Annotated in this window: 19 protein-coding genes and 1 pseudogene; 10 read left to right on the top strand and 10 right to left on the bottom strand. The window is 72.7% G+C overall.

The genetic code is table 11. The features are described 5' to 3' along the window. The first annotated feature begins 73 nt into the window (after positions 1 to 73). On the top strand, positions 74 to 2,383 hold the full coding sequence (locus tag IF29_RS0105485) for a heavy metal translocating P-type ATPase (protein ID WP_051724927.1): 2,310 nt from the start codon (positions 74 to 76) through the stop codon (positions 2,381 to 2,383). Between the two features lie 238 nt (positions 2,384 to 2,621). Here the strand turns inward: IF29_RS0105485 and IF29_RS0105480 are convergent, their stop codons facing one another. After that, positions 2,622 to 3,911 carry a citrate synthase gene (locus IF29_RS0105480; protein WP_030250341.1) on the bottom strand — a complete coding sequence of 430 codons (1,290 nt, stop codon included), beginning with the start codon at positions 3,909 to 3,911 and terminating at the stop codon, positions 2,622 to 2,624. Positions 3,912 to 4,076: 165 nt separating this feature from the next. After that, on the bottom strand, positions 4,077 to 6,308 hold the full coding sequence (gene recD2 / locus IF29_RS0105475) for an SF1B family DNA helicase RecD2 (RefSeq protein ID WP_030250338.1): 2,232 nt from the start codon (positions 6,306 to 6,308) through the stop codon (positions 4,077 to 4,079). 197 nt (positions 6,309 to 6,505) lie between these two features. Between recD2 and IF29_RS0105470 the strand changes: the two genes are divergently transcribed. The 4 genes and pseudogenes from IF29_RS0105470 to IF29_RS48760 all read left to right on the top strand — a co-directional run. After that, a complete protein-coding gene (locus IF29_RS0105470; RefSeq protein WP_030250336.1) occupies positions 6,506 to 7,288 on the top strand; it encodes a VOC family protein in 783 nt (260 codons plus the stop codon). Positions 7,289 to 7,383: 95 nt separating this feature from the next. Further along, entirely contained in the window at positions 7,384 to 7,872 is a 489-nt protein-coding gene (locus IF29_RS0105465) for a glutathione peroxidase (protein WP_030250333.1), read from the top strand. A gap of 44 nt (positions 7,873 to 7,916) precedes the next feature. After that, positions 7,917 to 8,372 carry a GNAT family N-acetyltransferase gene (locus IF29_RS0105460; RefSeq protein ID WP_030250331.1) on the top strand — a complete coding sequence of 152 codons (456 nt, stop codon included), beginning with the start codon at positions 7,917 to 7,919 and terminating at the stop codon, positions 8,370 to 8,372. Beyond that, positions 8,302 to 8,703: pseudogene (locus IF29_RS48760) on the top strand (MarR family winged helix-turn-helix transcriptional regulator); the annotation flags it as partial. The gene IF29_RS0105460 and the pseudogene IF29_RS48760, both read left to right, overlap by 71 nt. A gap of 124 nt (positions 8,704 to 8,827) precedes the next feature. Here IF29_RS48760 and IF29_RS0105450 read toward each other — a convergent pair. Beyond that, on the bottom strand, positions 8,828 to 9,823 hold the full coding sequence (locus IF29_RS0105450; protein ID WP_051724926.1) for an EamA family transporter: 996 nt from the start codon (positions 9,821 to 9,823) through the stop codon (positions 8,828 to 8,830). 150 nt (positions 9,824 to 9,973) lie between these two features. On the opposite strand from IF29_RS0105450, the gene IF29_RS0105445 reads away from it, so the two are divergent. Next, complete coding sequence (locus IF29_RS0105445) at positions 9,974 to 10,804, top strand: trypsin-like serine peptidase (RefSeq protein WP_051724925.1); 831 nt, start codon at positions 9,974 to 9,976, stop codon at positions 10,802 to 10,804. Positions 10,805 to 10,888: 84 nt separating this feature from the next. Beyond that, entirely contained in the window at positions 10,889 to 11,869 is a 981-nt protein-coding gene (locus IF29_RS0105440; RefSeq protein WP_063757434.1) for a LysR family transcriptional regulator, read from the top strand. On the opposite strand, the gene IF29_RS0105435 is transcribed toward IF29_RS0105440, so the two are convergent. Beyond that, complete coding sequence (locus IF29_RS0105435) at positions 11,866 to 12,660, bottom strand: ZIP family metal transporter (RefSeq protein ID WP_030250317.1); 795 nt, start codon at positions 12,658 to 12,660, stop codon at positions 11,866 to 11,868. The two genes, IF29_RS0105440 and IF29_RS0105435, sit on opposite strands and share 4 nt — an antisense overlap. A gap of 448 nt (positions 12,661 to 13,108) precedes the next feature. Between IF29_RS0105435 and IF29_RS43215 the strand changes: the two genes are divergently transcribed. Then, complete coding sequence (locus IF29_RS43215; protein ID WP_051724924.1) at positions 13,109 to 13,984, top strand: hypothetical protein; 876 nt, start codon at positions 13,109 to 13,111, stop codon at positions 13,982 to 13,984. A 31-nt stretch (positions 13,985 to 14,015) separates the two neighbouring features. On the opposite strand, the gene IF29_RS0105425 is transcribed toward IF29_RS43215, so the two are convergent. The 3 genes from IF29_RS0105425 to IF29_RS45840 are packed head-to-tail and all read right to left on the bottom strand — an operon-like array spanning position 14,016 to position 16,777. Next, on the bottom strand, positions 14,016 to 14,453 hold the full coding sequence (locus tag IF29_RS0105425; RefSeq protein WP_030250312.1) for a DUF6278 family protein: 438 nt from the start codon (positions 14,451 to 14,453) through the stop codon (positions 14,016 to 14,018). Positions 14,454 to 14,496: 43 nt separating this feature from the next. After that, positions 14,497 to 16,086: a restriction endonuclease gene (locus tag IF29_RS0105420; protein ID WP_030250309.1), complete on the bottom strand. Its 1,590-nt coding sequence runs from the start codon at positions 16,084 to 16,086 to the stop codon at positions 14,497 to 14,499. 49 nt (positions 16,087 to 16,135) lie between these two features. Beyond that, positions 16,136 to 16,777, bottom strand: coding sequence for a winged helix-turn-helix domain-containing protein (locus IF29_RS45840; RefSeq protein WP_030250306.1), 642 nt, complete (start codon positions 16,775 to 16,777; stop codon positions 16,136 to 16,138). A gap of 96 nt (positions 16,778 to 16,873) precedes the next feature. Between IF29_RS45840 and IF29_RS0105410 the strand changes: the two genes are divergently transcribed. Then, positions 16,874 to 18,121 (top strand): MFS transporter, encoded by a 1,248-nt coding sequence (locus tag IF29_RS0105410; protein WP_051724922.1) that lies wholly within the window; start codon positions 16,874 to 16,876, stop codon positions 18,119 to 18,121. A 51-nt stretch (positions 18,122 to 18,172) separates the two neighbouring features. Here the strand turns inward: IF29_RS0105410 and IF29_RS0105405 are convergent, their stop codons facing one another. From IF29_RS0105405 to IF29_RS0105395, 3 genes are all read right to left on the bottom strand, one after another. Continuing rightward, positions 18,173 to 19,333 (bottom strand): hypothetical protein, encoded by a 1,161-nt coding sequence (locus IF29_RS0105405; RefSeq protein ID WP_030250300.1) that lies wholly within the window; start codon positions 19,331 to 19,333, stop codon positions 18,173 to 18,175. Positions 19,334 to 19,492: 159 nt separating this feature from the next. Further along, a complete protein-coding gene (locus tag IF29_RS0105400; RefSeq protein ID WP_030250297.1) occupies positions 19,493 to 23,503 on the bottom strand; it encodes an ABC transporter ATP-binding protein in 4,011 nt (1,336 codons plus the stop codon). 189 nt (positions 23,504 to 23,692) lie between these two features. Then, positions 23,693 to 24,301 carry an SACE_7040 family transcriptional regulator gene (locus IF29_RS0105395; protein WP_030250294.1) on the bottom strand — a complete coding sequence of 203 codons (609 nt, stop codon included), beginning with the start codon at positions 24,299 to 24,301 and terminating at the stop codon, positions 23,693 to 23,695. A gap of 95 nt (positions 24,302 to 24,396) precedes the next feature. Between IF29_RS0105395 and IF29_RS0105390 the strand changes: the two genes are divergently transcribed. After that, positions 24,397 to 26,055: a carboxyl transferase domain-containing protein gene (locus IF29_RS0105390; protein ID WP_051724920.1), complete on the top strand. Its 1,659-nt coding sequence runs from the start codon at positions 24,397 to 24,399 to the stop codon at positions 26,053 to 26,055. The last annotated feature ends 23 nt before the right edge of the window (positions 26,056 to 26,078 follow it).

The following is a 26,078-nucleotide window of genomic DNA, read 5'->3' as shown; positions in this document are numbered from 1 at the left end:
AGGCCCCGGGGCCTCGATCCCGCGAGGCCGGACCCCATGAGAGGCCGGACCCCATGAGAGGAGAGTGGGCACCATGAGCACCGCGACGCCCGGCATAGGCCTGCCGGACTCCCGAACCGTCGCCGACGACGCTCCCCGCACCCGGGTCGAGCTGTCCATCGGCGGGATGACCTGTGCCTCCTGCGCCGCGCGGATCGAGAAGAAGCTCAACCGCATGGACGGCGTCGAGGCCACCGTCAACTACGCCACCGAGCGGGCCAGCATCAGCTACGCCCCGAGTCTGGCCGTGGACGACCTGATCGCCACGGTCGAGCGCACCGGCTACACCGCCGAGGCCCCGCGGCCGGAGCCCGAGGCCGGACCCGATCCGGCCGGCGACACCGGTGCCGCCCCCGACGGGCTCGCCGCGCTGCGGCAGCGGCTGCTGGTCACCGTCGCCCTCAGCCTGCCGGTGGTGCTGCTGGCCATGGTCCCCGCGCTCCAGTTCCGCAACTGGCAGTGGCTCTCCTTCGCGCTCACCGGACCGGTGGTGGCGTACGGGGGGTGGCCGTTCCACCGCGCCGCCTGGACCAATCTGCGCCACGGCGCCGCGACCATGGACACCCTGGTCTCGCTCGGCACCCTGGCCGCCTTCGGCTGGTCCACCTGGGCGCTGTTCCTGGGCACCGCCGGGATGCCGGGGATGACCCACGGCTTCAGCCTGGAGGTCGGCGCGGGCGACGCCTCCTCGACGCTCTACCTGGAGACCGCGGCCGGGGTCACCGCCTTCATCCTGCTCGGCCGCTACCTGGAGGCCAGGGCGAAGCGCCGGGCCGGCGCCGCGCTGCACGCCCTGCTGTCGCTGGGCGCCAAGGACGCCGCGGTGCTGCGCGACGGCCGCGAGGTACGGGTGCCGGTCTCCGCGCTGGCCGTCGGCGACCTGCTGGTGGTCCGGCCCGGGGAGAAGATCGCCACCGACGGCGTCGTGGCCGAGGGCAGCTCGGCCGTGGACACCTCGCTGCTGACCGGGGAGTCCGTCCCCACCGAGGTCGCCCCGGGCGATCCGGTCACCGGAGCCACCGTCAACTGCGGAGGACGGCTGGTGGTCCGGGCCACCGGTGTGGGCGCCGACACCCGGCTGGCCCGGATGGCCAAGCTGGTCGAGGAGGCGCAGAACGGCAAGGCCGCGGCCCAGCGGCTGGCCGACCGGATCTCCGCCGTGTTCGTGCCGGTGGTCCTGGCCATCGCCGTGGCCACGCTCCTCGGCTGGCTGGCCGTCAGCGGCAACGCGGCCGAGGCGTTCACCGCCGCGGTGGCGGTGCTGATCATCGCCTGCCCCTGCGCGCTGGGCCTGGCCACCCCCACCGCACTGATGGTGGGCACCGGGCGCGGTGCCCAGCTGGGCATCCTGATCAAGGGCCCCGAGGTGCTGGAGTCCACCCGGGCCGTGGACACCGTGGTGCTGGACAAGACCGGCACGGTGACGACCGGTCAGATGGCGCTGCGCTCCGTGCACACGGTCGAGGGCGTCAGCGGCGCGGAGGCGCTGCGGCTGGCCGGGGCGCTGGAGCACGCCTCCGAGCACCCGATCGCCCGGGCCGTCGCGGATGCCGCGGCCGCCGCCGAACCGGACGGCGTGCTGCCACCGGTCGACGGTTTCCGGAACACTCCCGGGCTCGGCGTCCAGGGCGTGGTGCAGGGGCATCTGGTGCTGGCCGGCCGGGAGGGCTTCGTGCACGGGGACGGTGCGCTGCCGGAGCCGCTGCTGGCCGCCAGGGAGAGCGCCGAGAGGTCGGGCCTCACCGCGGTCACCGTGGGCTGGGACGGAGCGGTACGGGCCGTCCTGGTGGTCGCCGACGCGGTGCGGCCGACCAGTGCCGAGGCGGTGCGCAGGCTCCGGGCGCTGGGGCTGACGCCGGTGCTGCTGACCGGCGACAACCGGGCCGTGGCGGCGAGCGTGGCCCGCGAGGTCGGCATCGACCAGGACCAGGTGATCGCCGAGGTGCTGCCGGAGGACAAGGCCGCGGTGGTGGCCCGGCTCCAGGCCGAGGGCCGCACCGTGGCCATGGTCGGCGACGGGGTGAACGACGCCGCCGCACTTGCCCGGGCCGATCTCGGACTGGCGATGGGCACCGGCACCGACGCCGCCATCGAGGCGGCCGACCTCACTCTGGTCCGTGGCGACCTGCGGGCCGCCGCGGACGCCATCCGGCTGTCCCGACGGACCCTCGGCACCATCAAGGGGAACCTGTTCTGGGCCTTCGGCTACAACGTGGCGGCACTGCCGCTGGCCGCGTTCGGCCTGCTCAACCCCATGATCGCCGGAGCGGCCATGGCCTTCTCCTCGGTGTTCGTGGTGAGCAACAGCCTGCGGCTGCGGAGCTTCCAGGGGCAGCGGGACTGAGGCGTTCTGACGTCACATCACCACTACTCTGCGCCATGAGAGCGGAGTCACAGGGGACCGGCGTAACTTCCGGCCCCCTGTTGTGTGTTACAACACGTGAATCGGGGTTCCGGCGGACCCCGTACGTCGGCCTCCGTCGCTGGGTGGCCGACAGGCGCACGGCGCGGCCGGGGGGTGGTTGAGCGGCCTCCCCCTACGGTCCGCGCCGTGCGCGCCTCGACGTTCCTGCCGAGGGCGCTCAGCGCTCCGAGACGGGGACGTAGTCGCGGGTCTCGATGCCGGTGTAGATCTGCCGCGGACGGCCGATCTTGTTGGTCGGGTCCGTGATCATCTCCTGCCAGTGGGCGATCCAGCCCGGCAGTCGGCCCATGGCGAACAGCACGGTGAACATGCTGGTCGGGAAGCCCATCGCGCGGTAGATCAGGCCGGTGTAGAAGTCCACGTTGGGGTAGAGCTTGCGCGAGACGAAGTAGTCGTCGGTGAGCGCGTGCTCCTCCAGCTTCAGCGCGATGTCCAGCAGCTCGTCGGCCTTGCCCAGCTGGGCCAGGACGTCGTGGGCGGCGCTCTTGATGATCTGGGCGCGCGGGTCGAAGCTCTTGTAGACGCGGTGCCCGAAGCCCATCAGCTTCACGCCGTCTTCCTTGTTCTTCACCTTGCGGATGAAGGCGTCGACGTCGCCGCCGTCGTTCTTGATCGCGGTGAGCATCTCCAGCACGGCCTGGTTGGCACCGCCGTGCAGCGGGCCCCAGAGCGCGTTGATGCCGGCCGAGATGGAGGCGAACAGGTTGGCCTGCGAGGAGCCCACCAGGCGGACCGTGGAGGTGGAGCAGTTCTGCTCGTGGTCCGCGTGCAGGATCAGCAGCTTCTCCAGGGCGCTGACGACGACCGGGTTCAGCTCGTAGTCCTCGGCCGGCACCGCGAAGGTCATCCGCAGGAAGTTCTCGACGTAGCCGAGGTCGTTGCGCGGGTAGACGAAGGGGTGGCCCTGGGCCTTCTTGAAGGCGTAGGCCGCGATGGTCGGCAGCTTGGCGATCAGCCTTATGGCCGACAGGTCGCGCTGCTCGGCGTCGAACGGGTTGTGGCTGTCCTGGTAGAACGTGGACAGCGCGCTGACCACCGAGGACAGCATCGCCATCGGGTGCGCGTCACGCGGGAAGCCCTGGTAGAACCGCTTGACGTCCTCGTGCAGCAGGGTGTGCTGGGACACGTCCCGCTGGAACGCGGTCAGCTCGGCGGCGGACGGGAGCTCGCCCTTGATCAGCAGGTGCGCGGTCTCCAGGAAGGTGCCCTGCTCGGCGAGCTGCTCGATGGGGTAGCCGCGGTAGCGCAGGATCCCCTTGTCGCCGTCGATGTACGTGATCGCCGATTTACAGGCCGCGGTGTTGCCGAAGCCGTTGTCCAGCGTGGTCAGGCCGGTCTGGCTGAGCAGCTTCGAGATGTCGAAGCCTGCGTTGCCGACGGTGGCGTCCACCACCGGGTACTCGTACTCGTCGCCGTGGTAGCTGAGTACTACAGAGTTGTCGCTCACGTCTTCCCTCACCAGCGAAATGAACCTCTTCAAGGGGTGCCCTGACTAATAACACTGTCCACCATTTGCCTGACAAACGTGCAGCCAGGGTGCCCAAAAAGAGCTGAACACCACAAAGATCGGACCGCTGTGCGTTCACAAGTCGACAGCAGGACGGCGGCCCGATCAGCCCGTGCGCAGCCGGTGGTCCAGCGCGGTATGCCTGCGACCAGCGGAAACAGCCCGAACGGCCTGGGCCAGGGCGCGCCGGGACCCCACCAGCACCACCAGTTGCTTCGCCCGGGTGACGGCGGTGTAGAGCAGGTTCCGCTGCAGCATCATCCAGGCGCTGGTGGTGACCGGGATCACCACGCAGGGGTACTCGCTGCCCTGCGAACGGTGGATGGTCACCGCGTAGGCGTGCGCCAGCTCGTCCAGCTCGTCGAAGTCGTAGGGCACCTCCTCGTCCTCGTCGGTGACCACGGTGAGCCGCTGCTCCTCCAGGTTGAGCGCGGTGACCACCCCGACGGTGCCGTTGAAGACCCCGTTGGCGCCCTTCTCGTAGTTGTTGCGGATCTGGGTGACCTTGTCGCCGACCCGGAAGGTCCGCCCGCCGAAGCGGCGTTCGGGCAGGTCGGGGCGGGACGGGGTGACCGCGGCCTGCAGCAGCGTGTTGAGGTTGCCGGCGCCGGCCGGGCCGCGGTGCATCGGGGCCAGCACCTGGACGTCCCGGCGCGGGTCCAGGCCGAAGCGGGCCGGGATCCGGCGGGCCACCACGTCCACCGTGAGCCCGGCGGCGAGCTCGGTGTCCTCCTCGGCGAAGAGGAAGAAGTCGGCCATGCCGTCGGTGATCGGCGGGACGCCCTCGTTGATCCGGTGCGCGTTGGTGACCACGCCGGACTGCTGCGCCTGCCGGAAGATCCGGGTCAGCCGCACCGCCGGGACCGGGCTGCCGGGGGCCAGCAGGTCCCGCAGCACCTCGCCGGCGCCGACCGAGGGCAGCTGGTCGACGTCGCCGACCAGCAGCAGGTGCGCGCCAGGGGCGACGGCCTTGACCAGCTTGTTGGCCAGCAGCAGGTCCAGCATCGAGGCCTCGTCCACGACCACCAGGTCGGCGTCGAGCGGACGGTCCCGGTCGTAGGCGGCGTCCCCGCCGGGCTTGAGCTCCAGCAGCCGGTGCACCGTGGACGCCTCGCAGCCGGTCAGCTCGGCCAGCCGCTTGGCGGCCCGCCCGGTGGGGGCGGCCAGCACCACCTTGGCCTTACGGGCCAGTGCCAGGGTCACGATGGAGCGCACGGTGAAGGACTTGCCGCAGCCGGGGCCCCCGGTGAGCACCGCGACCTTCTCGGTGAGGGCCAGCTTCACCGACTGCTCCTGCTCGGGCGCGAGGTCGGCGCCGGTCTGCGTCCGCAGCCAGGCCAGGGCCCGGCCCCAGTCCACGTCGGCGAAGGCCCGGAGCCGGTCCTCCGGGCCCTTGAGCAGCCGCAGCAGCTGGTTGGCCAGCGAGATCTCGGCGCGGTGGAAGGGGACCAGGTAGACCGCGGTCAGGCTCTCGCCGACGCCCTCGTCCGACGGCACCTGCTCGCGGACCACGCCCTCCTCCGCGACCAGACCGGCCAGGCACTCGATGACCAGGCCGACCTCCACCGCCAGCAGCTTCACCGCCTCCGAGATCAGCCGCTCCTCCGGGAGGAAGCAGTGGCCCTGGTCGGCGCTCTGCGACAGCGCGTGCTGCAGCCCCGCCTTGACCCGCTGCGGGCTGTCGTGCGGGATGCCGACGGCCTGGGCGATCCGGTCGGCGGTGAGGAAGCCGATGCCCCAGACGTCGGCGGCGAGCTTGTAGGGCTCCTCCCGGACCACCCGGATCGAGTCGTCGCCGTAGTTCTTGTAGATGCGGACGGCCAGGGAGGTGGAGACGCCGACGCTCTGGAGGAAGATCATCACCTCCTTGATCGCCTTCTGCTCCTCCCAGGCGGCGGCGATCAGTCTGGTCCGCTTGGGGCCGAGCTTGGGGACCTCGACCAGCCGGGCCGGGCTCTGCTCGATGATCTCCAGGGTCTCGGTGCCGAAGTGCTCCACGATCCGGTCGGCCAGTCGCGGACCGATGCCCTTGATCAGCCCGGAGCCGAGGTAGCGGCGGATGCCCTGGACCGTGGCCGGCAGCACGGTGGTGTAGTTCTCGACGGTGAACTGCTTGCCGTACTGGGGGTGGCTGCCCCAGCGGCCGTGCAGCCGCAGGCTCTCCCCGGGCTGGGCACCGAGCAGCGCCCCGACGACGGTGAGCAGGTCCCCCGCGCCACGGCCGGTGTCGACCCGGGCGACGGTGTAGCCGGTCTCCTCGTTGGCATAGGTGATCCGCTCCAGCACACCGGTGACCTCGGCGAGTTGGATCGGCGCTGCGGGATTCCGGTCGGGCATGGGGGAACCGTACCGCCGGGGTCCGACAGGCGCGGGGCCGCTGTCTTTGCCACTATCGAACGTGATCGAAAATGACCGAAATAATTTCTTTTCGATCCTGCTGCCCCGAGGGCTCCAGATTGTCAGTGCCCGGCGCAAGACTGTGAACCGGCAGTGAACCGCAGTCCCTCACCGACCCCACCCCGCAGGAGCACACCATGCTCAGCAACTCCAACACCCCCTCCACCCCCACCTGGCTCGACCTCGGCAGCAACGACGTCGACGCGAGCACCGCCTTCTACACCGAGCTGTTCGGCTGGACCGCCCGCTCCGCCGGCCCGGACAGCGGCGGCTACGTCTTCCTCGAACTCGGCGGGAAGATGATCGGCGGCCTCGGCCCGAACATGGAGCCCGGCGCCGACGGCGCCTGGACGCCCTACTTCGGCACCGCCGACGTCGAGACCACCAGCAAGTCCGTCGAGATGGCCGGCGGGACGGTCCGGATGCCGGCCATGGACGTGATGTCCTCCGGCCGGATGGCCCAGTACACCGACCCCACCGGGGCGAAGTTCGCCGTCTGGCAACCGCTGGAGCACACCGGCTTCCAGGTCGTCGACGTTCCGGGCAGCATCTCCTGGGTCGAGCTGCAGACCCACGACGGCCCGGTGGCGATCGCCTTCTACGAGGCCGTGCTGGGGTGGACCGTCACGCCCAACCCGATCGGCCCGGACATGGTCTACAACGTCGTCTCGCTGCCGGGCGGCGCGCCCACCGGCTTCGCCGGGATCATGGCGGACACCCAGTTCCCGGCGGTGCTGTGGAACCCGTACTTCGAGGTGGCGGACTGCGACGCCACCTTCGCCAAGGCGACCGCGCTGGGGGCGAGCGCGCTGATGGGCCCGGAGACCATGCCCGGCATCGGCCGGATGGCGCAGCTGACGGACCCGCTGGGCGCCCGCTTCTCGGTGATCGCCACCGAGGCGCCGGCCCAGCAGGGCTGAGCCGCGCGGGGTGGGGCCCCGGGCGGACGGGAAGACCCCGTGATCGGGCACTGTTGTCACCGAGACACGACAGTGCCCGATCACGGAGGTCCCGCATGAGCCTGTACGACATCCCGCTGCACACCCTGTCCGGTGAGGAGACCACCCTCGACGCGTACCAGGGCAAGGCGGTGCTGCTGGTCAACGTCGCCTCCAAGTGCGGTCTGACGCCGCAGTACTCGGGCCTGGAGCGGCTCCAGCAGCAGTACGGGGACCGCGAGTTCACCGTGCTCGGGGTGCCCTGCAACCAGTTCGCCGGGCAGGAGCCGGGCAGCGCCGAGGAGATCCAGACCTTCTGCTCCACCACCTACGGGGTCTCCTTCCCGCTGCTGGAGAAGATCGACGTCAACGGCGAGTCCCGGCACCCGCTCTACGCCGAGCTGACGCAGACGCCGGACGCCGACGGCGAGGCCGGGGACGTGCAGTGGAACTTCGAGAAGTTCCTGCTGTCGCCGCAGGGCGAGGTGGTCGGCCGGTTCCGCCCGCGCACCGAGCCGGAGGCCCCCGAGGTGGTCGCCGCGATCGAGGCGCAGCTGCCGGCCTGACCCCTTGCGGTGCCCCGGCCCGGGCCCGGCCTAAGCTGGTGATCATGACGGATCATCTCTTCAGGCCGGCCGTGGTCGGGGACGTCCCGGCGATCGTGGCGCTGCTCGCCGCCGACCCGCTGGGCGCGGGCCGGGAGACCCCCGACGACCTGACGCCGTATCTGGCCGCCTTCGACCGGCTCGCGGCCGACCCCAACCAGCATCTGCTGGTCGCCGAACGCGGGGGCGAGGTCGTCGGGACGCTGCAGCTGACGGTGATCCCCGGCCTCTCCCGCGCGGGTGCGACCCGTACCGTGATCGAAGCGGTGCGGGTCCGCTCCACCGAGCGGGGCCTGGGGCTGGGCACCCGGCTGATGGAGCACGCCGTCGAGGAGTCCCGGCGACTGGGCGCGAGCCTGGTCCAGCTGACCTCCGACACCAGCCGGGTCGATGCGCACCGCTTCTACGAGCGGCTGGGCTTCACCGCCTCACATCTGGGCTTCAAGCTGGCGCTGGGTTGACTCAGGCTGCCCTTACGGAAAATATGAGCCAAGCTCTGCAATATCGCCAGGACCCGCAGGAGACCCCGTGGCCGCCCCGAACCCCGTACCCGCCGAGGTCGACCTCGCGGACGCCGTCATGCGCGCGGCCAAGCGGATCAGGCGGGGCACCTTCAACCGGCTGGCGCCCTTCGGCATCACCCCCTCACAGGGGCGCGCCCTGGACGTACTGGCGCGGGGCGCCCAGCGCGGCGGCCAGATGATCCGGCTGAACCAGCTGGCCGAGCGGCTGCACATCGCGCCCCGCTCGGTCACCACCGTGGTGGACGCGCTGGAGACGGCGGGCCTGGTCGGCCGGGTGCAGGACCCCGACGACCGGCGGGCGATCCTGCTGCAGCTGACCGAGGAGGGCGAGCGGATGGTCGCCCGGATCGGCGAGGTCCGCCGGGAGGTCGCCCGCGAGTACTTCGAACCGATCAGTCCGGACGACCGGACCGCGCTGCTGCGGCTGCTGCGACTGACGGACGAGGCGTACGAGCAGGCGCACCCGCATGCACATCCGCATCCGCACCCGCAGTCGCAGCCGCAGTCCGGGCCCGGCGGAACCGGCCGGGCGTGACCGAGGACAGCCCGATACCGGCGATGACCAGCAGCGCCGCAGCGCCCGCCACCGGGGTGACCGGCTCGCCGAGCAGCAGCCAGGACGAGGACATCCCGAAGACCGGCACCAGCAGCGAGAACGGCGCCACCACGGTCGCCTCGTGATGCCGCATCAGATAGCCCCAGGCGCCGAAGCCGAACAGGGTGGCGCCCCAAGCCACGTAGAGCAGCGCACCCACTCCGCCCGGGCTCAGCGAGCGCAGCGCGGCGAGGTCCGCCGCGCGGCCCTCGAACAGCAGCGACAGGCCCAGCAGCGGGAGCGGCGGCACCACGCTGACCCAGACCATCCAGCGGAACAGGTCCGGCGGCGCGGCCTTGCGGGTGAGCACATTGGACAGCCCCCAGGCCACCGCGGCGGCCACCACCAGGGCGAAGGCCCGCATCGGCCCGGAGCCGCCGCCCGCGGAGCCCTGGTCGAAGGCGGCGAGCACGATGCCGGCCACCCCGACGCCGAGACCGACCAGCCGCCGGCGGCCCGGCCGTTCACCCAGCAGCAGTGCGGCGAAGGCGGCGGTGAAGACCGCCTGGCTCTGCAGCACCAGCGAGCTGAGCCCGGCCGGCATCCCGGCGTGCATCCCGATGAACAGCAGCCCGAACTTCACCACCCCGAGCACCACCCCGACCGCCAGCACCCAGCGCCACGGCACCCGGGGCCGACCGACGAAGAAGACCGCGGGCACGGCCGCCACGGTGAACCGCAGCGCGGAGAACAGCAGCGGCGGGAAGTGCGCCAGGCCGATGTCGATGACCACGAAGTTGACGCCCCACACGGCTGCGACGGCGACGGCCAGGGCGAGATGACGGGGAGGCATGGACCGATCCTGACCCCGGGGATCGTTGAGCACCAGCGAATAGTTCTTCAGCGATCCCATTAGCAGTGCTGAACGATTGGCTGATGCCCCGTCACCCGGCTGCGCTCCGACGGTGGCGGCCCGCTGCAGCTGTCAGAACAATACGGTCATATGACGCATCGTTTCCCCGCGCTCGCGCCCCTGCTCGGTGTACTCGCCGCCGCCATAGCGGCCACCACCCTTGCGGCCCCCGCCCCGGCCGCGGCCTCGGCGCTACCCGCCTCCGCACGGCCCGCCTCGGCACGACCCGCCTCCCTGCTGCCCGCTTCCGTGGCCTTCGCCGGAGTGCCCCGGGTGGGCGCCCTGTTCAACTCCGCCGGAGGCACCCTGGGCGGGCACTACTGCACGGCCTCGGTCGTCGACAGCCCCGGGCACGACCTGCTGGTCACGGCGGCCCACTGCGCGGTGGCCCCCGGCACCGGCAAGGCCAGGAACGGCATGGTCTTCGTCCCCGGCTACCACGACGGGATCCAGCCCTACGGGCAGTGGTCGGTGAGCCGGGTCACCACGGACGTCCGGTGGTCCAGGCAGGGCGACCCGGACTACGACGTGGCCTTCCTGACGACCCGTCCGGGAGCGGGGGCCGGCGGCCGGCGGGTCCAGGACGCAGTCGGCTCGGAGGCCGTCGGCTTCGGCACCCCGCGCACCGCCGGCGCGGTGGCGGTGGGCTATCCCCGCCGCACCCAGCGCCCGGTGTACTGCGGGAACGGGCTGCGGGCCCGCAGCGCCACCCAGCTGGAGTTCGACTGCCCCGGCCTGCCGGGAGGCACCAGCGGCAGCCCGCTGCTGACCGGGGTCGGACCGACCGGAGCGGGGCGCGGCACCGTGGTCGGCGTCATCGGCGGCTACCAGGCGGGCGGCCTGACCGACGACATCTCCTACTCGCCCTACTTCGGCGCGGCCATCGCCGCCGTCTACCGGGCCGCGGTGCTCCAGGGCTGACCGGCTGCAGGTCCGCCGCACGGGGCGCCGCACGGGGGCGGCACACGGGACCGGCACGAGGCCGATGCGCATAGGCTCGTCCGCATGATGGATCTCGGGCGCCTGCGGGCGCTGCACGCGGTCGCGGTGCACGGCTCGGTCGGCGCGGCCGCGGCCGCCCTCGGCTACACCCCCTCCGCGGTGTCCCAGCAGATCACCAAGCTGGAGCGGGAGACCAGGACCGAACTGCTGGAGAAGCGCGGCCGGGGCGTGGTGCTCACCGACGCGGCCCAGGAGCTGGTCGGCGCCGCCCGCCAGGTGCTGGCCCTGGTGGAGCAGGCCGAGGTCTCGCTGGAGCAGCGCCGGGGCCGGGTCTCCGGGCGGCTGTCGATGGCGGCCTTCGCCACCGCGGCCCGCGGCCTGCTCCCCGGCGTGCTCGCCGACCTCGCGACCCGCCATCCGGAGCTGGAGCTCAGCCTGCTGGAGAGCGACCCCTATCTGATGGCCGACCTGGTCGCCCGCGGCGAGATCGACCTGGCGGTGGTTCAGGACTGGCCCAACACCCCGCTCGGGGTGCCGGAGGGGGTGGCCAGGATGCCGCTGGGCGAGGACCCGGTGGATGTGCTGCTCCCGGCCGACGACCCGCTGGCCGCGCTGCCGGTACTGCCGGTGGAGGCCATGGCGGGGCGCCCCTGGGTGAGCGTGCCGGCCGGCAACATCTGCCACGACTGGCTGGTGCGGACCATGCGCGAGGCCGGGCAGGAACCGGACATCCGCTACCACGTCGGCGAGTTCGAGACCCAGATCGCGCTGATCGCGGCGGGCCTCGGCCTGGGCCTGGTCCCCCGGCTGGGCCGCGGGACGCTGCCGGGCTCGGTGGTGGCGCGACCGGTGCACCCCGCGCCCAGCCGCCGGGTGTTCGCGCTCTGGCGGCAGCACGCCTCCCGGCGTCCTGCCATCGCCGCGGCCCTGGACACTCTCAAGGAGCACTGGCCGCAGCGGGTCTCGGCCCCCGAACCGGCGTCCGAGCCAGCATCGGAGCCGGCGTGCGAGCCGGTGCCGGAGGCGGCGCCCCGCTCCCGCTAGTTGGCCAGGCCGATGACCAGCCACATGAAGCCGGCGCCGGCGATGGTGCAGAGCAGGGTGGAGCGGGAGGGGTGCGGGCTGTGCGCCTCGGGGAGGATGTCCGAGGTCGCCAGGTACATCAGGAAGCCGGAGAAGAAGCCCAGGTAGAGGCCGACGACATGCTCCGGGATGGTGAACAGCAGGGTGATCCCCGCGCCCAGTACCGGGGCCACCGCGTCACAGCCCAGCAGGATCAGCGCACGGCGCCGGTCGTTCCCGTAGAGCCTGGTGATGGTGTACGTGTTGAAGCCGTCGGCGAAGTCGTGGGCGATCACCGCGATCGCGACCACGGTCCCGAAGGAGTCGCCGACCTGGAAGGCCGCGCCGATCGCGAACCCGTCCATCACGCTGTGCAGGCACAGCGCGGAGGCAGCGGCGAGTCCCAGCTTCTCGCTCCGGCCGTGGCTGTGCCCGGTGAAGTCGGAGGGCGCCGGCGCCGGTGCCGTTCCGTGCTGGTGCCCGTGCTGGTGTGCCGCGTACTCGGCCTCGTGGGCCCGGTGGATCGCCACCGAACGCTCCACCACGTGCAGCACCAGGAAGCCCAGCACGAACATCAGCAGTCCCTGCGGAACGCCCCACAGGTGGCTCGGCGCCGCGTCCAGCGCCTCCGGAAGGAGGTCGAACCCGACCACCCCGAGCATCAGTCCGGCCGCGAGGCCCAGCACCAGATGGCGCTTGTCGCCGACCTTCCCGGCCACCAGGCCGCCCACCAAGGTCATCAGGAAGGCCCCAGCGGCCACCAGAACCGGCATTCCCGCACGCTCGCTCTCATCGCGTCCCGCTGCGCGCAAGCGGGTGGTCCCGTGCGTCGTTCCCAGCAAGCGGTAATGATAATGCTTATCGTTAGTAGGATCGTACCTGGCCCCGGGAGTGCGCCCGCACCCGCGACCCGGCCGGTGTCCTCAGCTGCGTCCGCACGAGCGGGAGGCGTCCGCACGAGCGGGAGGGCGGCGGCGCCCTGCCCAGTCGCCGCCGCCCTCGGGAGTGGCCCAACCCGCGCCCTCACCGCAATCGTGCGCGACCCCGCACTCCCGCGCGCCCCGAACTGCGCCGGACGGGTCACCGCCGACGTACTTACCGGACCGTACGGTGCTGCGTACGCTGTCGGGGGGCATCAACCGCAGGGGGGCGGGGGCCATGGTCGGGGTTGCGCCAGGGGGAGCAGGGCGGGGACGGCGGCAGGGACGGGCAGGGGCACGGTTGCTGACACCCGGTCTGCTGCTGGGCCTGGCCATGGCGGTGCTGACGCTGGGCGCCGGCTGCGCGGTCGGACACGTCGGCGGCACCGGGGCGGGTTCGTCCCGGGTCGAGGTGAGCCTGGTACCGCAGGGACCGTCGACCGGCTCCGACCGGCCCGGCGCGGCGCGTTCCGGTTCCGGCAGGCGCGCGTCGGCCTCAGGCGCGGCCTCCGGGCAGCGCACCGCCGGCGCACGTCCGTCCCCTGGCGCCTCAACCGGCCGGTCCGCAGCCACCGTCTCCCGGGGCACCCGGCTCAGCGACGCCGCCACCAGCGCCTCCGCCGCCGCCCGGTCCGGTGCGGATTCCGCGACCTCGGCGGCCCCCGCCGCCTTCCTTCCGGTCGGCGCCTGCGTCGCGACCGTCACCGGGTCCGCGGGCGCCTCCTACAGCCAGGTCGACTGCGGCAGCAGTGCCGCGTCCGCCGTCGTGATCCGGCGGCAGGCCGCGGGAACGCCCGCCACCTCCTGCCCGAGCGGCACCGACTTCGCCCTGCAGATCACCAGCATCGGCACCGACGCCGCGGCGACCACCGGCTCGAAGGGCCAGGTCACCGGTGTCGCCTGTCTGCGCAACCTGCACGCACCGCATCCCGGGGACCCGGGCGGCGGGGGCGGCTTCGGGATCGTCGTCGGCGACTGCATGGAGGACACCGGCGGCGGCACCCTGCGGGAGACCGCCTGCGACGCCACCGGAGCCGACCGGCCCGACTACCGGGTCATCGGGCTGGTCGCCCGCAACGTCGACTGCCCGAACGGCACCACGGCGTACATCACGGTGCACAACCCGGGCTCCCCGGTCCAGGTGGCCTGCGCGGTGTCGGTGCGCAGCGGCCGGTAGCCGGGAGGGGTCCCGGCCGGCCCAGCCGCGCTCAGCCGCTGTCGAGTTCCGTGTAGACCGCCGAGAGTTCGGGCGAGCCCTCGGCCGCCCAGCCCTGGCCCATCGCCACCACGTCCAGTTCGCGTCCGCTCGCCAGCACCACCACCGGTCGGCCGTCGGGCAGCTGCTGCCAGCGGGCGCCGTCGATGCTGTGGACGATCACGGTGCCGAGGTACAGGCCGGCGTCGTGGCCGAGCCCCTCGGAGGTCTCCGGGTCCGGATCGTCCCGCCATCCGGGCATCAACTGGTCCAGCGCCTGCAGCGAGGCGGCCGAGTCGTCCAGCACCAGACCGGCGTCGGAGGCCTGCTCGCGCAGCATCGCGCACTCGGACAGCATCTCGTCCAGGGTGCCGGGGTCGGGCGTCCCGGAAGGACCGGCGGTCCCCGGGTCACGCCGTGTGCGCCAACGGTCCAGAAAAGCGAAGCCCATGGCTACAGCGTGACAGCCCCCGGGCCGACGAGCGATAGGACGGTCAACCGCCCAGCTCAGCGCCGAGATGCGCGCGGACCAGGGCGCGCAGTTCGCCGCCGTCGATCAGCCTGAGCTCGGGGCAGGCCGCGGCCGCGACCACGGCGTCCGCCTCGAAGCTGCCGGTGGTCGCCCAGATGCCGCCCGCGGCTCCCTCGTCCGCGACCACCTCGGCCACGTCCCGTACCGCGTCGGCCCCCACCGTCATCGGACGGCGGGCCGCGAACACCACGTGCCGCTCGGTGCTGAACCCGCGGCCGTCCCCCTGGGCGAAGGCCAGCAGCCCGTCCCTGCCGCGCAGCTGGAGCTCCCAGTCCTCCAGTCCCATCTGTTCGAACAGTTCGGCGATCAGCGCGGTGAACTCACCCGGGGACAGTTCCTCGGGAGCCGGGGGTCCGGAACGGCCGATCGCGAACGGCGGCACCGGCACCGGGGCGAACGGGTCCGTGGAGAGCACGCAGGTCAGCTCGGACAGCCGCTCGACTGCCTCGGCGTCGGTGTCCGGCAGCAGCGATCCGGCGAACAGGTCCTCGCGCCGCGCGTCCACGCTGACCAGGCAGGACTCCCCCGCCTCCGCCGTCACCGCGCGGCCGTTGACGACGATCCCGTCCAGCCGGGACTCGGTGTCGGCGGCCAGCAGCGCGTCCAGTGCGCGCAGCACCAGACGGGCCGTCAACTGGCGGTAGCGGGCCAGGCACTCGTTCCGGGGCCGGGGCACGGCCTCCACGCCCCCGTCCGGCGCCACCTGGAACCGCAGCGCGGCGGGGACCACCGCGGGCCCGGGCAGTACCAGGTCGACCACGGCGGTCCGGGTCAGTTCGCGGTAGCTGACCCGGGCCGGGACCTCCAGCCCCGGCAGCCGGCCGGCCGCGGCCAGCGCCCGTTCCAGCACCGATTCGACGGCGGCGGGGTGGCCCTCCTCGTAGGACCTGCGGTAGCCCTCCAGGCGCTCGTTGTACTCGCGCACGCTGCGGGCGCGCTGCTGCTCCTCCTGCTCGTGCGCGAGCCGGGCCTGCTCCGCCTGGGCGCGCAGGTCCCGTTCCTGGTGCCGGTACTCGCGCAGGGCGCGCTGGTGCTTCAACCGGGCCTCGGCCAGGATCTGCTGGTAGGGGCCGCTGAGCAGGGGGCGTCCTGGCGCCTCGGAGCTGACCTGGCCCGGGTCCGGTGCGTAGTCGGCCCAGCGCGGCGGCTCGACCACGGCGTCGGCGGGCAGCGGCCGGGGCTCGTAACTGCGGCGCAGCGCATCGAAGTCCACGGCCGGGGACGGCTCGGCGGCCAGCGCGAGCAGTTCCTCCAGGCGCTGCTCGGCGTCCTCGGCCACCTCGGTGTACTGCTGGGCGAGATAGGCCCGCCCGCCGCTCCTCCCGGTGCCCGCGACCCCGCCGACCGGGCGGCCCTGCACTCCGTTCGCCCCCTGACCGTTCTGACCGCCCTGACCGCCCGACGCCATCGCCGCTCCCCCGTGCCCCGATCCCCGTTCACGCAAGGGGCCAAGCATCTCATCGGCCAGGCTGTTCATCGACTCAATCGCCACGTCCGGCGGGCACAGCAGTTGGTCCAGGGGCGTGAGCGGCCCCTCGTCGTCCTCCTCCATCCACCTCTCCTCCCCGGAGGGATCGCCCTCGAACCCGGGTCGGCCGCGGTCAACCGGACGCGGTGTTCTCGGAGTAGACCGCGATCAGGACGTTCAGCGGGATACCGTCCGCATCGTCCTCCTCGTCCAGGTACTCGGCGATCAGCGCGGAGAGCCGGTCCCGGAACCGCGCCGCACGCCCCGGCGAGACGCGTACGTCCCCGAGCATCATCAGCGGCCTGCGCAGGGCCTCCGTGCCCTGCGGGTCCAGGCGACCACCGCGCGCCGCCGCCAGGTACTGCCGCCGGAAGCTGTCGATCGCGGCGCCGAAGGCCTCGGCCTGGTCGTCCCGGTCGGCCCGGGTGTCCAGGAAGTCCCTGCTGAACTCCAGGGTGGTCTGCCCGGCGACATAGCGCTGCTCGGTGATGCCGGAGACCACCCGGGTCTCGGCCACCCGGAGCAGTCCGCGCTCCTCCAACTGCTTGAGGTGCCGGTACAACTTGGTCTGCGGCTCCCTGAGTTCGGCCGCGAGCTCCTTGGCGGTCCAGCCGCGCAGGCCCTGGGCCGCGCGGTCCATCATCACCCGCAGGATGGTGACCCGCAGCGGATCGGCGAGGGCCTTGAGGGTGTCGGTGTCGTCCACCACCCGCACGCCCGGCACCGCCGTGCGGGTCTCCTCCGCTGCTCCTGCTGCCGCGCGCGCTCCGTCCATGACCACATCTTGCCAGGGGCTCACGCCTGCGCAATCATTCACGCAAGAGTGAATGGTTTTGTGTGCGTGAGCGTTCACGCAGTCGGGAGGAGCTTCGTGTCCAGTACCAGCACCGCCGCCACCACCGCCCAGGCGCCGCCGTCGGTCCCACTGCTCCGCAACTGGCGCTTCCAGACCCTGTGCGTCGGCTCCGGAGCCGCCCTGATCGGCGTCTACGCGACCGATGTGGCCTATCCGCTGATCATCCTGGCGCTGACCGGCTCACCCGCCCTGGCCGGGGTGTTCGGCCTGGTCCAGGCCGCGGCGTCGGTGCTCTGCACGCTGCCCGCAGGACAATTGGTGGACCGTCACGACCGGCGCAGGATCCAGATCGCCGCCGAGAGCGTCCGGGTCGCCGCCACCGCGAGCGTGGCGCTGGCCTTCGCCCTGCACCACGTCACCTTCGTGCAGCTGCTCATGGTCGGCGCCCTGGTCGGCGGGGCGCAGCCGTTCGTCGGCGCGGCCAGGATGCTCACGGTCCGCGCCGTGGTGGAGCCCGAGCAGCTCAGCGCGGCGCTCACGCAGGACGAGGTCCGGGTCAGTACCGCCGAGCTGACCGGCCCGCCGCTGGGCGGACTGCTCTACGGCATCGCGCGGATCCTGCCGTTCCTGCTCAGCTCCCTGGGCTTCGTGCTGTCGCTGACCGCGGCGGTCGCGGTGCGCCCCGCCGGTGCTTCGGGCGCCCCGCGCGGCGGGGAGCACCGGGGCGGGATGTTCGCCGGGGTCAGGGCGTTGTGGCAGGACGCCACCCTGCGGCCGGTGGTGGTGCTGCTGTTCGCCTTCAACGTCGCCGGCGTCCCGCTGACCCTGGCCGCCGTCTACCAGCTGCACCGCCATTCCGCGCCGTCCTGGTCGATCGGCCTGGCGCTGGCCGGCTCCGCGGTCGGCGGGCTGATCGGGGCCGCCCTGGTGCGCCCGCTGCACCGCCGGTTCCGCCCGGGGACGCTGCTGCTGGCGGCCTCCGGCTGGGCCGCCCTGACGGTCGCGCTGCTCGGACTGGTCTCCGGGCCCTGGCAGATCGGCCTGGTGCTGCTGGGGACGAGCCTGGGCTCCCCGGCGATCATGGTGCTGCTGGACGTACTGATCTTCCGTCAGGTGCCGGACGGGCTGCGGGGCCGGACCATCGCCGCGACGATGTCGCTGATGGGGCTGGGGGTGCCGCTCGGCAGCGGGCTCGGCGGTCTGCTGCTGCAGTACCTCGGCGGCACCGGGGCGCTGCTGGTGCTGGGCTCGCTGCTGGCCTGTGCCACGGCCTGGGCCGCCGGGCAGCGCGGGCTGCGGACCGCGGTCTGGCCGGCGCCGTGATCCCCGGCGGCGTGATCCCCGACAGCGCGCACCCTGTCGCCGTGATCCGGGTCAGGCGGAGGGGTTGAGTGCCCGCGGCTCGGTGCCGCGGGCGACCACCGCCATCGGCAGCGCCACCAGCAGCAGCACCGCCGCGAGCACCAGTCCCATCACCGGGAATCCGGCGTCCACCGACAGCACGGTTCCGGCGATCGGCCCGCAGGCGACGCCCAGGGCGGTGGCGGAGCCGATCAGTATCGCCCAGCGGCCCTCCCCGTCCAGGCGTGCGGCGAGGCCGAACAGATGGCTCAGAACGAAGGGGTAGACGGCGTTCCAGGCGATCTCCCCCAGCGCGAAGGGGGCCGCGGAGTGTGCGGCCCCGCTGATCGCCACGAAGCCGGCGATGGCCACGGTGCCCACCCCGATGGGCAGGGTCCGCCCGAAGCGGTCGCCCAGCGAGCCCGCGGCGGCGATGCCGAGCAGCCCGGCCCCGAGGGCCAGGGCGAAGACCAGGCCGAGCGGCGCCTCGGCCAGGCCGACCCGGTTCAGCCCGATCCGTCCGCTGACCCCCCACAGGGCGTTCTGGGCCATCGACCAGAACAGGATGCAGCAGGCCAGGGTCACTCCGGCGGCACGCGCGGGAAGCGGTCCCGACCGGCGCACCGGTCCGGTCGCCGGGGAGGGCGGCCCGGCCTGGCGCTCGGCCAGCCCTCCGGTCCAGAGCAGGGCGAGCGCACCCCATCCCGCGATGCAGGCGAAGGGCAGCCAGTGGCCGCCGCCGAGTTGAGGCAGGATCAGGTAGAGGGCGACGGCCACGCTCGAAGCCAGCAGCAGCCCGTGGACCGAGATCCGGTGCGGGTCCCGCTGCCCGGCGATGCCCGCGGTGGCGACCGCGGCCACCGTCCCCGATCCGGCACCGCCCAGCAGGCAGCCGAGGACCAGCAGCGGCAGCGAGCCGGCCGGGGCGACCGCGGCCAGGCCGAAGCCGACGACGACCAGGGCCAGGCCGACCCGGGCCTTGCCGACGGCACCGTTCGCCGCGCCCCTGGACATCAGCGTCAGCCCGGCGACGGCCGAGGCCAGCAGCAGGGCGCTGCCGATGGCCCCGGCCGGGGTCGGCGCGAGCCGGTAGTCGGCCGTGAGTCGTCCGACCAGCGTCGGCAGCAGGTAGGGGGCCAGATAGCCGGCGGAGAAGAGCATGGTCAGTGAAGGCGTGACGGAGCGCGCAGACATGGACGGACCCTTGCGACGGGGGTTGACCGAGTGAAGCGCACGTTCGTCCGGCGACAGGAGATACGCCAGCATGCTTCACCGAACGGCCGTCCATCTGCCGAACAGGGGTTTGACCTGCCCAAACGCGCTCTTTTCAGCCAGCTCCCAGGTGACTGTCCGTCAGTGTGCCGCGGCGGGCTCCTCCTCGCCCGCGAAGGCGTGCCAGAGCCGGGCGTACGCCCCGCCCATGGCCAGCAGTTCCTCGTGCGGTCCGTCCTCGACCACCCGGCCGTGGTCCAGCACCACCACCCGGTCCGCCCGGGCGGCCGTGCTGAGCCGGTGCGCGATGACGATCGTGGTCCTGCGACCGCGGCCGTTCTCGCGCTGGGCCAGCCGGTCGGCGGCCCGGTTGACGGCAGCCTCGGTGGCCAGGTCCAGCGCCGCGGTCGCCTCGTCCAGCAGCAGCAGGTCCGGATCGACCAGCTCCGCCCTGGCCAGCGCGATCAGCTGGCGCTGCCCCGCGGACAGGTTGCGGCCCCGCTCGCTGACCCGGTGCAGGTAGCCGCCGGAGAGACCCGCGATCATCTGGTGCGCGCCCACCGAACGCGCGGCGGCCTCCACCTCGGCGTCGCTCGCGCCGGGACGGCCGTAGGCGATGGCGTCGCGGACCGTCCCGGCGAAGAGGTAGGCCTCCTGCGGGACCACGCCGAGGCGGTGCCGGTAACCGGTCAGGTCGAAGGCGCGCAGATCGGTCCCGTCCACCCGGACCGCGCCGCCGGTGACGTCGTAGAACCGGGCCAGCAGCTTGACCACCGTGGACTTGCCCGCCCCGGTCTCGCCGACGAGGGCGACGTTCTGGCCTGCGGGGATGTGCAGGTTGAGGCCGGCGATGACCTCGGGCTTGCGGGACCCGGCGGCGCGCCCTTCGGTGTTGTCGGCGCCGGCGTCCAGACCGGTGTAGCTGAAGTGGACGTCGTCGAAGTGGACGTCCCCGCGCAGCCGCCCGACCGGCCTCGGGTCCGCTGCCTGCGGGGTCGAGGTCGGCGTGCGCAGCAGCTCGCGGATCCGGCTGAGACCGACCGCCGCCTGCTGGTAGCCGTCGAACACCTGCGACAACTGCTGCACCGGCGAGAAGAACAGGTCGATGTAGAGCAGGTAGGCGACCAGCGCGCCGGTGGTGAGCGTCCCGGCGTCCACCCGGTGCGCCCCGGCGATCAGCACCAGCGCCGCGGCGACGCTGGACAGGAACTGGACGAAGGGGAAGTAGAGCGAGATGTAGAGCTGCGCCCGGACCCTGGTGGTGCGGTAGTCGCTGCTGCGCTCGGCGAAGCGGGCCCGGTTGCGGTCCTCGCGCAGGAACGCCTGCACGATGCGCATGCCGGCGACGTTCTCCTGGAGGTCGGCGTTGACCGTGCTGACCTTCTCCCGGGCCAGCTTGTAGGTGGCCGAGGACTTCTTGCGGAAGACCAGCGTGGTGAGCACCAGGACCGGCAGCACGGCGAAGACGTACAGCGCCAACTGCACGTCGAGCACCAGCAGCACGACGAAGATCCCGAAGAAGGTCAGCAGGCTGACCACCGCGGTGACCACACCGGTCTGCAGGAAGGAGCTGAGCGCGTCCACGTCGGTGGTCATCCGGGTCATGATCCGGCCGCCGAGCTCGCGCTCGTAGTAGTCCAGGCCCAGGCGCTGCAGATGCGCGAAGATCCTGATCCGCAGCGAGTACAGCACCCGCTCGCCGGTACGTCCGCTGACCTGCGTCTCGGTGGCCTGCACCAGCCAGTCCAGCAGCACGATGGCCAGGGCGGTCAGCGAGGCCGCCGCGACCGCTCCGGAGGCCGCCTTGGTGACGCCCTCGTCGATGCCGTGGCGGATCAGGATCGGCAGCGAGAGCGAGGCCAGCGCGTCCAGGGTGACCAGCAGCAGGGCCAGTAGCAGCGGCCTGCGGAACGGGGCCAGCATCCGGCGGAGGTTGAACTGCGGATCGGGGCGCCGGGCCTCGTCCAGGTCGATGTCGGGGACGCCGTCAGCGGGGGGCAGCGCGGCGACCCTGGCCAGCAGTTCGGGGGTGGCCGGCATGCCGCCCATGGCCCCGTGTACTCCGCCGGCGCCGCCGTGGCCGGCACCGGCCTGTCCCGCAGCGCCGGAACCGCGGCCCAGGGCGTCGGAGTCGGGCTCGGGGAAGCGCACGCGGTCCCACAGTTCCGGGGTGACCGCGCCGACTGCGTGGACTCCGTGGTCGCCGTGGTCGCCGTGGACTCCATCGGCTCCGGAGTCCGCGGCGGTGCTACCGGGCTGGTCCCCGGCGTCCGCCACCTCGGCGAGCAGGCTGGCGACCGGGTCGGCCGTGCGGATGTCGCCGGCCAGCGCGTCGGGGTCGGTGAGCAGCGAGCGGTAGAGCGGACAGCGGGCGTCCAGCTCCTGATGGGTGCCGATGTCGACCAGGCGGCCGCGGTCCAGCACCGCGATCCGGTCGGCGAGCTGGAGCGTGGACCGGCGGTGGGCGATCAGCAGTGTGGTGCGGCCGCTCATCACGGTCCGCAGGGCTTCGTGGATCTCCGCCTCCACCTGGGCGTCGACGGCCGAGGTGGCGTCGTCCAGGAGCAGGATCCGGGGGTCGGCGAGGATCGCCCGGGCCAGCGCGACCCGCTGGCGCTGGCCGCCGGAGAGGGTGAGGCCCTGCTCGCCGACCACGGTGTCGTAGCCGTCCGGCAGTTCGCGGATGAACCCGTCCGCCTGGGCCGCCCGGGCGGCCGCCTCGACCTCGTCGCGGGACGCGTCCGGGCGCCCGTAGCCGATGTTGGTGTGCACCGACTCCGAGAACAGGAAGCTGTCCTCGGGCACGATGCCGATGGCGGAGCGCAGCGAACGCAGCGTCAGGTCGCGGACGTCGTGGCCGTGCACCAGGACCCGGCCGGCACTGGCGTCGTAGAAGCGCGGGACCAGCATGCCGACGGTGGACTTGCCCGAGCCCGAGGCCCCGACCAGGGCCACCGTCTCGCCCGGGGCGAGGGCCAGGCTGAGGTCGCTGAGGACCGGCTCGGTGGAACCGCCGTAGCCGAAGTCGACGTGCTCGAAGGCCAGCGCGGGGGTGACGGCGGCGGACCCGGCCGCGACCGGGCCGGGCTCCGTGGCCTCGATCTCGGCGGGGTCCAGTTCCACGGCGTCCGGGCGCTCCGTGACCACCGGGCGCTCGTCGATGAGCTGGAACACCCGCTCCACGCTGGCGCGGGCCTGCTGGCCCACGGTGAGCAGCATGGTGAGCATCCGCACCGGCGCGGTCATCTGCGCGACATAGGTGGAGAAGGCGACGAAGGTGCCCAGGGTGACCTCGCCGCGCACCGCCAGCCAGCCGCCCAGGGCGAGCACCGCGACCTGGCCGAGCGCGGGGATCGCCTGCATCGCGGGGCTGTAGCGGGCGCTGAGCCTGATGCTGCGCAGCCGCATCGCGAACAGCCGGCGGCTGGCCCGCTCCAGCCGGTTCAGCTCTTGCTCCTCCTGGCCGAAGCCCTTGACCACCCGCACGCCGGACACCGCGCCGTCGACGGCGCCGGCGACCGCACCCGCCTCCTGCTGCGCGGTCCAGGTCGCCGGGAAGAGCTTCTTCCGGCTGAGGGTGGCGAACCACCACAGCGCCGGGGCCATCGCCAGGGCGATCAGGGTGAGCAGCGGCGACAGGAAGAGCATCACCACGATCGAGAGCAGGAAGAGCAGGAAGTTGCCGGTCATCATCGGCAGCATCGACAGCAGGCCCTGGATCATCTGCAGGTCGGAGGTGGCCCGGCCGACCACCTGGCCGGTGTCCAGGCTGTCCTGCCGGGTGCCGTCCAGGCGGGAGAGCGACTGGAACAGGTCCAGGCGCAGGTCGTGCTGCACGTCCAGGGCCAGCCGGCCGCCCCAGTAGCGGCGGACCAGGGTCAGCACGAAGACCAGTACCGCCGCCCCGATCAGGGCGAACGCCCAGGGGGCCAGCGGCTTGCTGTGGGTGGTGATCACATCGTCGATGATCAGACGCGGGATCAGCGGGACCAGGGCGCTGACCGCCATCCCGAGCAGCGAGGCGCCGAAGGAGAGCAGCACGTTGCGCCGGTAGCGCCAGCAGTACGAGCTGAGCCGCCGCAGCCAGCCGGGGGCTATCGGTGCGGCCGGGGCAGCCGTATCAACGGCAGGAGACTTTTGAGCCTTGGGCATATTTAGCGATGCTAACTGTATGGCGGTGGGTCGTCCACCAAGTTTCGACGTACGACGCTTCGACGGACGACCCGATCGCGACGGCCACTGCTGGTACTCACAGCATTCCCGGGGCGCCGTCTGTTCCCCGAGGTCACCCGGCGGACCGACGGCGGGCCGGCAGCGGACCGACGGCGGACTGACGGCCGGTCAGGCCTCAGCCGCCTGCGCCGCCGCACCCAGCGCACCCAGCGCCAGGCGGTGCAGCAGGGCCGCCATCGCGGTGCGGTCCGCGGCGTCGCCGCTCTGGCCCGCCGCACTGTGGGGCGTCGAGTTGAGCAGGCCGAAGACGGCGTGGACGGCGGCCCGGGCGTCCTTGCCGAGACCGGGGAAGCTGTCCCCGGCGACGGTGACCCAGAGCTCCACGTACTGGCGCTGCAGACTGCGGACCCGGTGCCGCTCCTCGTCCGGCAGGTGCAGCAGCTCGCGGTCGTGCAGGGTGATCAGTGCGCTCTCGTCCAGGGCGAAGTCGATGTGGCCCTGCAGCAGCGCGTCCAGCGCGGCCCGGGCGTCCGCGGCCTCGTCGACCCGGCGGCGGCCCTCGTCCAGCAGCCGTTCGCTGATGCCGACGAGCAGATCGGCGAGCATGGCGTCCTTGCCGGCGAAGTGCCGGTAGAGGCCGGGCCCGGAGATGCCGACGGCGCGGCCGATCTCGTCCACGCCGACCCCGAGGAAGCCACGCGCGGCGAACAGACGTGCGGCTTCGCGCCGGATCTGCTGGCGGCGCGGGTTCTCGACGGGGCTCGGGGGTGTCGGCATCCCATCATCCTAGACAGCGGGGTTAGAGGTCGTTAACCTGGCCAGTGCTGTTAACAGTCGTTAACATGCGCCGGTGAGCAAAGGAGCTCGTGGCCATGACACCCGCGACCGCAGCGGCGACCGTGCCGGGTGCCGCTGCCCCGGCGCCGGTCCTCGGCACCGCCGTGGACCCGGCGTCCGAGACGTTCCGGGCCAACTCCGAGGCCCAGCAGGCGCTGGTCGCCGAGCTGCGGACCCGGATCGCCGGCGCCGCCCAGGGCGGCGGCGCCCGGGCCAGGGACCGCCACACCGCACGGGGCAAGCTGCTGCCGCGTGACCGCGTGGACACCCTGCTCGACCCCGGATCGCCGTTCCTGGAGCTCTCGCCGCTGGCCGCCGACGGCCTCTACGGCGGCGACGCCCCCGCCGCCGGGCTGATCACCGGTGTGGGGCGGGTGGCCAGCCGGGAGGTGGTGGTGGTCGCCAACGACGCCACGGTCAAAGGCGGCACCTACTACCCCATGACGGTGAAGAAGCACCTGCGCGCCCAGGAGGTCGCCCAGGACAACCGGCTCCCCTGCGTCTACCTGGTGGACTCCGGCGGCGCCTTCCTGCCGATGCAGGACGAGGTCTTCCCAGACCGGGACCACTTCGGCCGGATCTTCTACAACCAGGCCCGGCTGTCCGCCGCCGGCATCCCCCAGCTCGCCGCGGTACTGGGCTCCTGCACCGCGGGCGGCGCCTACGTCCCGGCCATGAGCGACCAGGCCGTGATCGTCCGCAACCAGGGCACCATCTTCCTCGGCGGCCCCCCGCTGGTGAAGGCCGCCACCGGCGAGGTGGTCACCGCGGAGGAGCTGGGCGGCGGCGAACTGCACGCCCGGACCTCGGGCGTGACCGACCAACTGGCCGAGAACGACACCCACGCCCTGGCGATGCTCCGCACCATGATCGCCGGCCTGGGCCCGCGCGCACCGCGCCCCTGGCCGGTGCTTCCGGTCGAGGAGCCGGCCGTCGACCCGGGCGGACTGTACGGTGCGGTGCCCGCCGACCCGCGCACCCCCTACGACGTCCGCGAGGTGATCGCCCGGCTGGTCGACGGCAGCCGCTTCGCCGAGTTCAAGGCCGAGTACGGGCCCACCCTGGTCACCGGATTCGCCCGGCTGCACGGCCACCCGGTCGGCATCGTCGCCAACAACGGCATCCTGTTCGCCGAGTCGGCGCTGAAGGGCGCCCACTTCATCGAGCTGTGCGACCAGCGCGGCATCCCGCTGGTCTTCCTGCAGAACATCTCCGGCTTCATGGTCGGCCGGCAGTACGAGGCCGGCGGCATCGCCAAGCACGGCGCCAAGATGGTCACCGCTGTGGCCGGGACCAGGGTGCCCAAACTGACGGTGGTGGTCGGCGGCTCCTACGGCGCCGGCAACTACTCGATGTGCGGCCGGGCCTACTCACCCCGCTTCCTGTGGATGTGGCCGGGGGCCAAGATCTCGGTGATGGGCGGCGAACAGGCCGCCTCGGTGCTCGCCACGGTCCGGCGGGACCAGCTGGAGCTGCGCGGCGAGGAGTGGTCGGCCGAGGCCGAGGAGGAGTTCCGCCGCCCGGTCCGGGACCAGTACGAGCAGCAGGGCAACGCCTACTACGCCACCGCCCGGCTCTGGGACGACGGCATCATCGACCCACTGGACACCAGGACCGTGCTCGGCCTGGCCCTCAGCGCCTGCGCCAACGCCCCGCTGCCGGAGCCCCGCCCCTACGGCGTCTTTCGCATGTGACCGACAGCATCTGACGGAGGATC

It is taken from the genome of Streptacidiphilus jeojiense (assembly GCF_000719095.1).
Classification (GTDB): Bacteria; Actinomycetota; Actinomycetes; order Streptomycetales; family Streptomycetaceae; genus Streptacidiphilus; species Streptacidiphilus jeojiensis.
Note: the sequence above shows the minus strand (reverse complement) of the source record. Positions and strands in the feature narration are given on the sequence as shown.